The organism is Rhizobium alarense (assembly GCF_021555155.1).
Lineage (GTDB): Bacteria > Pseudomonadota > Alphaproteobacteria > Rhizobiales > Rhizobiaceae > Rhizobium_D > Rhizobium_D alarense.
The window spans coordinates 1-11,901 of record NZ_JAKGBU010000054.1; the positions used below are offsets into that span (position 1 = coordinate 1).

The 11,901-nt window shown below is 63.7% G+C and carries 12 protein-coding genes and 1 pseudogene; 8 read left to right on the plus strand and 5 right to left on the minus strand.

Annotated features, from left to right (window positions below):
• From LXM94_RS16720 to LXM94_RS16740, 5 genes and pseudogenes are all read left to right on the plus strand, one after another.
• Positions 1 to 769, plus strand: a pseudogene (locus tag LXM94_RS16720) (AAA family ATPase); the annotation flags it as partial.
• A 41-nt stretch (positions 770 to 810) separates the two neighbouring features.
• Complete coding sequence (locus tag LXM94_RS16725) at positions 811 to 1,062, plus strand: type II toxin-antitoxin system RelE family toxin (protein WP_235772608.1); 252 nt, start codon at positions 811 to 813, stop codon at positions 1,060 to 1,062.
• Between the two features lie 9 nt (positions 1,063 to 1,071).
• Entirely contained in the window at positions 1,072 to 1,491 is a 420-nt protein-coding gene (locus tag LXM94_RS16730) for a helix-turn-helix domain-containing protein (protein ID WP_235772609.1), read from the plus strand.
• A gap of 10 nt (positions 1,492 to 1,501) precedes the next feature.
• Positions 1,502 to 2,803, plus strand: a complete 1,302-nt coding sequence (locus LXM94_RS16735) for a DUF6638 family protein (protein ID WP_235772610.1) — start codon at positions 1,502 to 1,504, stop codon at positions 2,801 to 2,803.
• Positions 2,796 to 3,920, plus strand: a complete 1,125-nt coding sequence (locus LXM94_RS16740) for a DUF2333 family protein (protein WP_235772611.1) — start codon at positions 2,796 to 2,798, stop codon at positions 3,918 to 3,920. The genes LXM94_RS16735 and LXM94_RS16740 overlap by 8 nt, the downstream gene beginning before the upstream one ends.
• Positions 3,921 to 4,013: 93 nt before the next feature.
• Here LXM94_RS16740 and LXM94_RS16745 read toward each other — a convergent pair whose 3' ends face one another.
• Positions 4,014 to 4,475 carry an Lrp/AsnC ligand binding domain-containing protein gene (locus LXM94_RS16745; RefSeq protein ID WP_235772612.1) on the minus strand — a complete coding sequence of 154 codons (462 nt, stop codon included), beginning with the start codon at positions 4,473 to 4,475 and terminating at the stop codon, positions 4,014 to 4,016.
• A gap of 352 nt (positions 4,476 to 4,827) precedes the next feature.
• Between LXM94_RS16745 and LXM94_RS16750 the strand changes: the two genes are divergently transcribed.
• Complete coding sequence (locus LXM94_RS16750; RefSeq protein ID WP_235772613.1) at positions 4,828 to 6,507, plus strand: formate--tetrahydrofolate ligase; 1,680 nt, start codon at positions 4,828 to 4,830, stop codon at positions 6,505 to 6,507.
• A 63-nt stretch (positions 6,508 to 6,570) separates the two neighbouring features.
• On the opposite strand, the gene LXM94_RS16755 is transcribed toward LXM94_RS16750, so the two are convergent.
• The 3 genes from LXM94_RS16755 to LXM94_RS16765 form a co-directional block, all read right to left on the minus strand.
• Positions 6,571 to 7,080 (minus strand): DUF1993 domain-containing protein, encoded by a 510-nt coding sequence (locus LXM94_RS16755; protein ID WP_235772614.1) that lies wholly within the window; start codon positions 7,078 to 7,080, stop codon positions 6,571 to 6,573.
• A 100-nt stretch (positions 7,081 to 7,180) separates the two neighbouring features.
• Positions 7,181 to 7,972: an extensin-like domain-containing protein gene (locus tag LXM94_RS16760; RefSeq protein ID WP_235772615.1), complete on the minus strand. Its 792-nt coding sequence runs from the start codon at positions 7,970 to 7,972 to the stop codon at positions 7,181 to 7,183.
• A gap of 73 nt (positions 7,973 to 8,045) precedes the next feature.
• On the minus strand, positions 8,046 to 8,354 hold the full coding sequence (locus LXM94_RS16765) for a hypothetical protein (protein WP_235772616.1): 309 nt from the start codon (positions 8,352 to 8,354) through the stop codon (positions 8,046 to 8,048).
• A gap of 399 nt (positions 8,355 to 8,753) precedes the next feature.
• Here LXM94_RS16765 and LXM94_RS16770 point away from each other — a divergent pair, with 399 nt between their 5' ends.
• On the plus strand, positions 8,754 to 10,943 hold the full coding sequence (locus LXM94_RS16770) for an anthranilate synthase (RefSeq protein WP_235772617.1): 2,190 nt from the start codon (positions 8,754 to 8,756) through the stop codon (positions 10,941 to 10,943).
• Between the two features lie 250 nt (positions 10,944 to 11,193).
• On the opposite strand, the gene LXM94_RS16775 is transcribed toward LXM94_RS16770, so the two are convergent.
• A complete protein-coding gene (locus tag LXM94_RS16775; RefSeq protein WP_235772618.1) occupies positions 11,194 to 11,370 on the minus strand; it encodes a hypothetical protein in 177 nt (58 codons plus the stop codon).
• A 185-nt stretch (positions 11,371 to 11,555) separates the two neighbouring features.
• On the opposite strand from LXM94_RS16775, the gene LXM94_RS16780 reads away from it, so the two are divergent.
• Positions 11,556 to 11,901 (plus strand): cation diffusion facilitator family transporter (locus LXM94_RS16780; protein ID WP_235772619.1); only part of this gene is annotated, 346 nt, incomplete at its 3' end.

Sequence of the window (11,901 nt, forward strand, 5' to 3'; positions counted from 1 at the left end):
GGCGGCCAAGCGCTCCGACGACCGGGCGTCGGCCGGCCAGCACGAAGTGACCGCCGTGCTGATGGAGAGCTTCGCCGGCGCCTCGACGGTGGTGCGCGGCAACTGCACCTTCGGCATGTTCTCCAACTACCCGGAAAACGTCGACGATGCGCTGCGCCAGCGCGCCGGCGCCCGCTGGCTGGTCGACGGGCCGCAGACCGAGGACGATTATATCGACATCTTCGCGATCCTCGTCGGCAAGAACCATTCGATCCCGCTCGGCGAGCATGCGCTGCTGCAGGGCCAGGAGATCAAGCAGGCCGTTTCCACCTCCTACGAGCAGCACGCCCGGCCGAAGGAGGAAGGGCTGCTGGCCGTCTGGGAGAAGCACGAGAAGGAGGAGGGTCGGATCGAAACGCTCGCCGATGTCGGCGCCTATCTGCACCGCATCAAGCTCGCCGAGCCGCGCTTCACCGGCCGCGCCATCAAGAACATCACCGACGCGATCAAGATGCGGGCGATGGACGTGGACCTGCCGGACGACTGGTTCGCCACTCCCGAAGCCTTCATGCACAAGTCCTACGACGAGAAGAAGCAGATGATCGAGGCGCTGCGCGGGCCGGTCACCATGGAGATGGTGCTGCAGGAGATCAACCGCTACGCCGACTCGGAGTTCCGCTACACCGACAAGTCGGACGATGCCGCCGTCACCGACATCATCCGCCGCGAGCGCCAACGCGAGAAGGCGATCCGCGAGATGGAGACGATGAAGGCGGACGGGCGGTGGTAACCAAAAACTTGACGAAAATTCGCCAAGGGCTATAATTTCCCATGAAGCAGATCGCATATAGCAAATCCGCCTCACGCATGCTGCTGAGAATGCCTCGCACGGACGCTACACGCATTCGTCAAAAAATGGACCAATACGCTGCCGATCCCCGCTCGCTCGCTGCAAACGTAAAGAAGATGCAGGGCCGACCCGGGTACCGAATGCGAGTCGGCGATTGGCGCATTATTTTTGACGAGAACGAATATGTGATCGGCATCGAAGAAATAGGCAGCCGCGGCAGTATTTATGAGTAGGAGCAGGATATGGGGTCCGTCACGCAGTTCAAGACGCCGAGCGGCGATGAAATGGTTGTCCTGCTGCGGTCCGAATACGACGCTTTGGTCGAGGCCGCCGAGACGATGGCCGACGTGGCGGCGTATGACCGCTTCAAGGAAAAGCTCGCCGCCGGTGAAGAGGAAATGATTCCTGCGGAGTTCGTATATCGCTTGATGGACGGCGAGAATCCCATTCGGGTCTGGCGGGATTTCCGAGGATTGGCCAGCAAGGAACTGGCGTCGGCGGTCGGTATCAGCGCCGCCTATCTCTCGGAAATCGAAACGGGAAAGAAGGAGGGGAGCGTTTCGGTCTTGAAGAACATCGCCAAGATCCTTCGGGTCGATCTTGATGACCTCCTCCGGGGTGACGATAAGGTCTCTGCCCCCAGTGAAAGTGGCATGAAGTGACTACACCGGCATGAAACGCCTCCTCGAAGCCGAACTGATCTATGGCCGGCTGCTGCCGGTCGATGAGCCGCATCTGGTCGAGCGCTACAACAAGGCGCTGGACGGGTTCGGCATCCGGCGCACGGCGTTGGGCAGCTTCCGCATCGACATGACCGGCTTTTCGCCCGAGATTGCGGACGAACTCGGCGACAAGGACTATCTCGACCCGAACCGCGTCAACCGCCGCTTCGTCATCATGACGCCGGAGCAGGTGAACCTGCCGGTCGTGCATACGAGCTTTTCCAACACCGCCGCGCTGATGCACGAGTTCTTTTCAGCCAATGCCCGGGCGATCAACGCGATCACCATTCGCGACGCGCTCTATGGCGAGATCGAAGATTCCGTTTCCGTCATCAACGACATCGACGACCTTCTGTCGATCAACGAGGTGGACTTTCGCGTCCTGTCGGCCGAGGACATGCTCGGCAAGGCCGGTGAGCTGCGCACGCTGGTCGACCGGCTGAAGACGGTGCCGAATGCCTGGCAGGACGACGCCATGCTCAACCGCATGGTGGAGCTCGCCAAGCAGACCGGCGACATCCGCCAGAATGCACTCGTGCCGGACAAGCTGGTCTTCCGCCACGAGGCCTATTGGGCGAACCATTTCGGCGGCATTTTCGTCTTCCTCGACGACAAGACGACGACCGTCATCTGCGATCCGTCAGCGCCCGGATTTCGGCGCTCGCGCCCCTGGCAGGTGAGCTACATCGCGAAGGACGACCACCAGCGCATCTTCGATTTCCTCGCTTCGACCAAGCGCCTGGACCTGCCGCGGGGCTCCTGGGTGGAAGGGTCGGGACTGCTGCAGCACCGCGCCGACATGACGGTGCTCGGCCTCGTCAACCAGTCGGAGCCGACGACGGACCTTGCTGCGGCGGACCGTATCTGGCTGCAGACCTGGATGCACCGCAACGCCTCGCTCGTCGCGCGCGACGGCGCCTATCCCTTCCTGCAGGAGGCGCTTCGAACGATTGCCGCGACCGGCGAACTGAAGATGAAGGACGTGCCGCCGCCGATGCGCTTCCTCGTCGTCCGGGCCGCGCCCGGCCATCCGGACCAGTGGCTCGTCAACCGGCTCGTCGCCCAGCTCGTGCCGCATGACTTCGTGTCGCGCTTCGTCTTCGACAAGGAAGGCTTCTATGCGGCCTACGAGCATTTCAGCGAAAAGTTTCGCGAGTTCGTTGTGGCGACGCTGACCCGCACATATCTGAAAGACAAGCAGGGATTCCGCCGGAAACTCTTCGGCATCAAAGAGGACGACAGCAATGCTTGACCCGATCGTCGCGTTTTTCCAGCGCATGTTTTCCGCGGTCGGCCGGGGCATCGGCCTGGTGATCGCCTGGATCCTCTGGCCCTTCCTGACGGTGACCGCCTGGTGCCGGGCGCGAAGCTGGATCGTGAAGGGGCCGATCGGCATCGGACTTGTCGTGCTCGTCGGCCTCTATGCCTATTTCATCTGGCAGACCCAGGCCTGGACGAACTTCGACCCCGACTATGTCAACGCGTACAACCTGTCCGAACGCAAGAATGACGCCGGCCAGCCCGTCAAGGCGGCCGCTGGCGCAACCGCGTCCGCCAATACCTGCGAGCGCTCGGCAATCGTCGACGTGACGGCCGATCTGATCGACTTCAACGTCAACGAGAATGCCTGGATCTCGTCGATGATCCTCTACAAGGCGGGCCTGTTCGGCATGGATTGGGATCACACGCCCTGGCTCGACAACAAGGCGTCCTTCCAGCGCGGCATCAACGAAGCGGTGCGCCGCACGACGGTGGAACTTGTTGATTCGCTCGTGCGCATGCGCGGCACGTCCGGCATCAATCCGCTTCTGCAGAGCGTGCGCAGCAAGATGCAATATGACGAAAGCAACTGGTATTTCGGCCTGTCGCCCTTCGGCCCGCTGACGCCGACGCCGACGCAGTACCGCGCCGCCATGTCGGAACTGCGGTCCTTCAACAACGAACTCGCCAACTGCAGCGCGACCTTCGACGCGCGCGCCGACAATTTCCTGGAATTCATGGACAGGATCGCCAGCTCCATCGGCAGCACGTCCGACATGCTGCGCGAGCGCTCGGACAACTACAATGGCGGCCTGTTCGACGTCCGGGCCGACGATCGCTTCTGGTTCGCCTACGGGCAACTCTACGGCTACTACGGCATTCTTTCCGCGACGGGCGCCGATTTCGACGGCATCATCACCCAGCGAAACCTGACGCCGATCTGGAGCGAGAGCATCCGGCAGCTGCGCCGCGGCCTCGAAGTCCGCCCGCTCATCGTCTCGAATGCCAGCGAAAGCGGCATTTTCGCCACCCATCTGGCGACGATGGGCTTCCACGTGCTGCGTGTGCGATCACATCTGGTCGAGATGCGGGATATCCTGGCGCGATAGTTTCCGAGAGAACGGCGCGCGGTTGGCAGCGCATGGAAAGAAAGCGGCCGGCCGCACCGTCTCGACGGTCACGATCCGTCCTCTGCCCCTCGTTCACACCGGCAGGAACCCCGTGCTCTTGACCTCCTCCATCACTGCATAGGTATGCGTCTCGCGCACGCCGGGCAGCGGCAGGATGACGTCGGAGAGGAAGGCGCGGTAAGCCTCCATGCCGGCGACACGGGCCTTGACGAGATAGTCGAACCCGCCGGCCACCATGTGGCATTCCATGACGTCGTCGCTGCGCTTCACCGCGGCGGCGAAACTGTCGAAGACGTCGGGTGTCGTGCGGTCGAGCTTCACCTGCACGAAGACCAGAAGGTTGCGGCCGAGCATCTGCGGCGACAGCACGGCCATGTAGCCGGTGATGAAGCCGTCCCGCGTCAGGCGGCGCACGCGCTCTGCGGTCGCCGTCGGCGACAGGTTGACGCGGTCGGCAAGGTCGACATTCGACAGTCGTCCGTCCTTCTGCAAGGCGCGGAGAATCTTGCGGTCCAGGCGGTCAAGCTCTTTCATTTTTCCCGGTCCTCTGCCGAAAGGTCATGTGTTTTCCGCTAACTATGCCGCACTGGTCAGGAAAATACACGGCCGCTTTGTCGTCTGTGTGAAAATGCCCGACGACCCGGATGTCCTGCGGATTTGGCGGACGTGCGGCACTCTGTCGCTTTTGATGCACTCCACGGCAAATTCCGGCATGGCGCGGGCCTCGCTTTCAGGCTCTTAATGCGGCCCGGTCGGTGAAGCGCGGTCTTCGCCCGCCGAAACGCGCCCGTCGGATTTTCACGGCAGGCGGCACGAGGGGACAACGGGTGCAGCCGATTCGGCAGGGAGTGGCCGGCGGCTGTCGAGGCAGAGGGAGAGAAACGGGATGGTCGCCGTAAAGTCCGACATCGAAATCGCACGCGCCGCCAGCAAGAAGCCGATCCTCGATATCGGGGCGAAACTCGGTATCCCGCCGGAGCACCTTCTGCCCTACGGTCACGACAAGGCCAAGATCAGCGCCGAATTCATCGCCGCCCAGAAGGACAAGAAGAACGGCCGGCTGATCCTCGTCACGGCGATCAACCCGACGCCGGCCGGCGAGGGCAAGACGACGACGACGGTCGGCCTCGGCGACGGGCTCAACCGTATCGGCAAGAAGGCGATCGTCTGCATTCGCGAGGCGTCGCTCGGCCCCTGCTTCGGCGTCAAGGGCGGCGCGGCGGGCGGCGGCTACGCGCAGGTCGTGCCGATGGAGGACATGAACCTTCACTTCACCGGCGACTTCCACGCCATCACCTCGGCGCACAACCTGCTCGCCGCACTCATCGACAACCATATCTACTGGGGCAACGAGCAGAACATCGACATCCGCCGCATCGCCTGGCGGCGCGTCATGGACATGAACGACCGGGCGCTGCGCGAGATCGTCTGTTCGCTCGGCGGCGTGGCCAATGGCTATCCGCGCGAGGGGGGCTTCGACATCACCGTCGCCTCCGAGGTCATGGCGATCCTCTGCCTTGCGACGGATCTCAAGGATCTGGAGAAGCGCCTCGGCTCGATCATCATCGGCTATCGCCGCGACAGGACGCCGGTCCACGCGCGCGACATCAAGGCCGACGGGGCGATGACGGTGCTCTTGAAGGACGCGATGCAGCCGAACCTCGTCCAGACGCTGGAGAACAACCCGGCCTTCGTGCATGGCGGCCCCTTCGCCAACATCGCGCATGGCTGCAACTCGGTGGTCGCCACGACGACGGCACTGAAGCTCGCCGACTATGTCGTCACGGAAGCCGGTTTCGGCGCCGACCTCGGCGCGGAAAAGTTCTTCGACATCAAGTGCCGCAAGGCCGGGCTGAAGCCGGAGGCGGCGGTCATCGTCGCGACGGCGCGCGCGATGAAGATGAACGGCGGGATCAAGAAGGAAGACCTCGGCAAGGAAAACATCGAGGCGGTGAAGAAGGGCTGCGCCAATCTCGGTCGCCACATCCAGAACGTCAAGAAGTTCGGCGTGCCCGTGGTCGTTGCCATCAACCACTTCATCTCCGACACCGAGGCCGAGATCCAGGCGGTCAAGGACTATGTCGCGACGCTCGGCGCCGAGGCGGTGCTCTGCAGGCACTGGGCGCAGGGCTCGGCCGGCATCGAGGAGTTGGCGCACAAGGTGGTGGAACTCGCCGAATCCGGCCATTCGCAGTTCTCGCCGCTCTATCCCGACGACATGTCGCTCTTTCACAAGATCGAGACGATCGCCAAGGACATCTACCATGCGGGTGAGGTGATCGCCGACAAGTCGGTACGCGAGCAGCTCCGTGCCTGGGAGGAGCAGGGTTACGGCCATCTGCCGATCTGCATGGCGAAGACGCAATATTCCTTCTCGACCGATCCCAACCTGCGCGGCGCGCCGACGGGGCACACGGTGCCGGTGCGGGAGGTGCGTCTATCGGCCGGTGCCGGCTTCATCGTCGTCATCACCGGCGAGATCATGACCATGCCTGGCCTGCCGAAAGTGCCCTCCTCGGAGAAGATCTACCTCAACGACCAGGGCTATATCGAAGGCCTCTTCTGACGCCCGATCCGTTCGATGCGGAAGGTCCGGCATGTGCCGCCGAACCGTCCGTCCCGGCTCCGGTCATTCGAACGAGCCGAGGAAGTCGCGCTTGCCGACGTCCACGCCATTGTGCCGCAGGATCGCGTAGGCGGTCGTCAGGTGGAAATAGAAGTTCGGCAGCGCGAAGGTCGTCAGATAGGCCTGTCCGGTGAAGTCGACCTTCAGCTTGCCGACGCTGAGATTGATCGTCCGTTCCTCGCTGCCCTGCAAGGCGGATGCGTCCACCGTCTCGAGATAGGCGACGGTCTTGTCGATCCGCTCCCTGAGGTCGGCAAAGGTTTTCTCCTCGTCCGGAAAGCTCGGCGCTGCGCTGCCGGTCAGCCGGCCGACGGCATTCTTGGCCGTATCGCTCATGCGTTGCACCTGCCCGGCGAGCGGCAGCATGTCCGGCGCCAGGCGTGCATTGGCGAGAATATCCGGCGAAATCTTCTTCGCCTCGGCGAAGGCCTCAGCCTTGTCGAAAAGACTGGAAAGAACCGTGAAGCCGCGCAGGAAGGCGGGCACCGACTGGGTGTACATGGAAAGGGTCATGAAGGCCTCGTTGACAAACACGGTCAGGCGCCGTGTCGGGCAGAGATAGGCACTGCCGGAAGACCTTTTGAGAGGGCGGGAAAGATTTCCCGCCGCATACCTACCAGCAATACCGGAATCCGTTCCGTCTCTTCCTGACGTCGAGATGCAGGTGGGTTTCGTGCGCCGCGTCACTGCCGGGGTCGAGTACGGTCGGGAAATAGAGGCAGGCGGAGGCGACGATCGCGCGCTGCAATGCGCCGACGAGCGTCGAGTCGTGGTCGCGCGGTTCGATTGCCAGGGTCCTGCCGCTTTCAAAGGCGAGGCCGGCGATGTCGATGGCATTGCCGAGGGCGTGTTCCGAGATGCGCCCGTTGCGCGCGCCGTTCCGGTTCCGGCAGACATAACCCGACGCCTGCTGCAGCGATTTCAGCGTCTCGCCGGGATGCGACAGCGCGAGTGCCGGACGGACGGAGCCGCTCGTCCATCGAGCCAGGGCAAGGGCGGTCTCGCAGCGCACCTGCGCGGGTGGATCGACGGATACCTTTCCGTCGATCGATCGCAGCAGGATGGGCTTCTCCATGCCGCAGCCTCCGTCGCCATCGACCGCAGGCTGCTCCTCGAAGCTGGCGCTCATGGTCCTGAGTTCACCGATGCAGGCGGCATAGGCGGCGGCGTCTTCCTTCACCGGCGGCGAGGGTTTTTCTGCGCTTTCCTCGGATGGTGTCGAGGTGTCCTCGTCGGCCGGGACAGGTCGCTCCTCCGTGACTTCGGGTTTGCCGTCGGCTTTTTCAGGTGCCGCTGCCGGCTTTTCCTCCGGCACCGGCCCCCTTTCGGGAAGCGTCGCGCCGGCCAGCACGATTGTCGATACCAGGGCGACAAGCAGTTTCTTACGAATGACGACGGTCTCCACGCGGCGGGATTTGCGGGAGATCAACGTACGACCGGCGGTTTTGTTGCGTCGGCCGGAGGCGGGAGCGTCCGTATCACAGTCCTGCGCTGTGGCCTTGCAACGGCAGGCTCGTATCGGCCGGCAGCATGGCGTCCGTCAGGGCGCGGACCCGTTCGATCAGAGGAAGGTTGTCGTGGCCGTCGTTCCTGGCGATCACATCCAGCAGGAAGCTGATGAGCGCCCGTGTTTCTGCCGCATCCTGCGGCACGTGGCAGACGATGGATTCAAATGTTTCCGCAACCATGTGGTCGAGGGCCTTGAACTCCGGCGTCTCGTAGTTGTCGATTTCGTCCGCCAGCTTCTGCCGCAACGCGTGAAACTGGTGCACCTTGAACGCAAGCATGATGACGATCCCATAAAATCGGGTACTGCTACGGTCTTTATCACGCCCCGCGAATATGCACTAACCCCAGTTCTAGGGATGGTTTCGCCGTTTCCGTCACATGGCCTTCGCAAGCGGGCCATGCGAAACAGCGATGACTGAAATGAAAGATGTGCGAACAAGTTGCGCGCACCAAACGGCATCCGGCGAGGCGCGCAGAGAACACTTGCCTTTGCGGCGAGGCCAAGCTATCACTTCCGACCATGACAAACATGACGATCATTGCAGTCTGGTGGTGGGTTCGCTGAGGCGGCCTTGACCAGTCATGCGTGATTGAGACCACAAGCCGCCCGGAAAATTCGAGGCGGCTTTTTTGTTTGGGCCGCTCGAAATCCGGGCCCGAACCGGAGTTTTTGGGGAATGGTGACGAAGCAGCTCGAAGACGGCGCCGAAATTTACGAAACGCGGGGCGGCATCGCTGTTACCCGCCGGCGCCGCGAGGCGGACTATGCAAATGCGATCGCCGGCTATGTCGAGCGTCTGGACGAGCATCGCGGCGCGGTCTTCTCGTCCAACTACGAGTATCCCGGGCGGTATACCCGCTGGGACACCGGCGTCGTTGATCCGCCGCTCGCCATTTCCTCCTTCGGTCGTGCTCTGTGGATCGAAGCCTATAACGAACGCGGCGAAGTGCTGCTCGATTTCATTGCCGAGCGCCTCGCCTCGGTCGATGAACTGGCGCTCGGCGCGCGCACCGCGCAGCGGCTCGACCTCACCGTCAGGGCGCCGGACCGGGTCTTCACGGAAGAAGAACGCTCCAAGATGCCGACGGTCTTCACCGTGCTGCGCGCGGTGACGGACCTCTTCCATTCGGCGGAGGATTCCTCCATCGGTCTCTACGGCGCCTTCGGCTACGATCTTGCCTTCCAGTTCGACGCGATCGAGCTCAAGCTGACGCGGCCGGACGACCAGCGCGACATGGTGCTCTTCCTGCCGGACGAGATTCTCGTCGTCGACCATTATGCGGCCAAGGCCTGGATCGACCGCTACGACTTCGCGAAGGACGGCAAGACCACGGAAGGCAAGGGTGGCTCGGTCATGCCCGAGCCGTTCCGCACCGTCGATTCCATTCCGCCGCATGGCGACCACCGGCCGGGTGAATATGCCGAACTGGTCGTCAAGGCGAAGGAGAGCTTCCGCCGCGGCGACCTCTTCGAGGTGGTGCCCGGCCAGAAATTCTACGAGCGCTGCGACAGCAGGCCGTCGGAAATCTCCAACCGCCTCAAGGCGATCAACCCGTCGCCCTATTCCTTCTTCATCAATCTCGGCAACCAGGAATATCTCGTCGGCGCCTCGCCGGAAATGTTCGTGCGGGTCTCCGGCCGGCGCATCGAGACCTGCCCGATCTCGGGCACCATCAAGCGCGGCGACGACCCGATCGCCGATAGCGAACAGATCCTGAAGCTGCTGAACTCCAAGAAGGACGAGTCCGAGCTCACCATGTGCTCGGACGTTGACCGAAACGACAAGAGCCGGGTCTGCGAGCCGGGCTCGGTCAAGGTGATCGGCCGCCGGCAGATCGAGATGTATTCGCGTCTGATCCACACGGTCGACCATATCGAGGGCCGGCTTCGCGACGACATGGATGCCTTCGACGGGTTCCTGTCGCATGCCTGGGCCGTGACCGTCACCGGTGCGCCGAAACTCTGGGCGATGCGCTTCATCGAGGCGCACGAGAAGAGCCCGCGCGCCTGGTACGGCGGCGCGATCGGCATGGTCGGCTTCAACGGCGACATGAACACCGGGCTGACGCTCAGGACCATCCGCATCAAGGACGGGATCGCCGAGGTCCGGGCCGGCGCGACGCTGCTCTACGATTCCAACCCGGACGAGGAAGAAGCCGAAACCGAACTGAAGGCCTCCGCCATGATCGCAGCCATTAGAGACGCCAAAGCCGGCAATGCGGCGAAGTCGAAGCGCGACGTCGCGGCCGTCGGCGCGGGCGTCAGCATCCTGCTCGTCGACCATGAGGACAGCTTCGTCCACACGCTGGCGAACTATTTCCGCCAGACCGGCGCGACCGTCACGACCGTGCGCACACCGGTGCCGGAAGAGGTGTTCGACCGGATCAAGCCGGATCTCGTCGTGCTGTCGCCCGGTCCGGGCACCCCGAAGGACTTCGACTGCAAGGCGACGATCAAGAAGGCGCGGGCGCGCAACCTGCCGATCTTCGGCGTCTGCCTCGGCCTGCAGGCGCTCGCCGAAGCCTATGGCGGCGACCTGCGCCAGCTCGCGATCCCGATGCACGGCAAGCCGTCGCGCATTCGCGTGCTGGAACCCGGCATCGTCTTTTCCGGCCTCGGCAAGGAGGTGACGGTCGGCCGCTACCACTCGATCTTCGCCGACCCGTCGACGCTGCCGCGGGATTTCATCATCACCGCGGAGAGCGAGGACGGCACGATCATGGGCATCGAACATGCCAGGGAACCGGTGGCGGCCGTGCAGTTCCATCCGGAATCGATCATGACGCTCGGCCACGACGCCGGCATGCGGATGATCGAGAACGTCGTGGCGCACCTGTCGAAGAAGGCGAAGATCAAGGCGGCCTGACGGGCTGGTCGAATGCCGGCGCGTTGCCGGGGACCACGTCCCCGGTCACGGCCTCTCCGGGGAAACGTCGGGGCTTGTCACCTCGTCCCTGATCGCCGGGACACGGAAAGGTGCCGGAAATGCCCGGGGTGAGCGTGCACATGATGCCGCCTCGGTGGTGGCCGCGTTTCCTGCTGCCAAACGCGACGCAAAAGCACTCGTCGTTGTCCATCATGACGCCCGTCCGCTCCGGCAGCACGACGGCGCCGCCCTATTGCTGCGATCCGTCCTGGTCGTGCTCCATTTCCGGGTCGGCGCGCACCTTGCCGCCGAGGGAGAAATTGCCGGTCTCCGAAAGCGGGGCCGCAACCTCCTTGGCAAGGCCCGGCGTTGCCGCGACAGCTCTCCAAACGGCGAACGCGACCGCTGCAAGGCGATGGGGGATCATGTGTCCCTCGCGACAATCGGGCGCGGCATGCGGCCGGCCCGTGCGACAAACACGTCAATTCGCGGCCGCTGCGCCGTTGCAATCGGCCCGACGGTTCGCTATGCGGTCGCGAACGTCCGGCCGGCTGGTCGCGGATGGCGCACGCCCGTCATCGCCCTGTTCTCGAGCGACAAGGATCCGTCGTGATGGCATCCGATTCCCATTCCTTCGTGCAGCGCCTCGCGTTCTGGGGCATGCCGCTCGCCCTGTTCGTGATGGGCCTGAAGCTCGCCGCGTGGTGGGTGACGGGCTCGGTGGCGCTTCTGTCCGACGGGCTGGAATCGACCGTCAACGTCGTGGCGGCGATCATCGCCTATCTCGCCATCGGCTATGCGGCACGGCCGGCCGACGCGACGCATCCCTTCGGCCACCACAAGGCGGAGTATTTCTCGGCCGTCGTCGAGGGCGTGCTGATCGTCGTGGCGGCGTTGCTGATCGTGCAGGAGGCGGTCGCTCATCTTGCCGCCCCCGCCCTGCCGCAGGCGCCGGCGC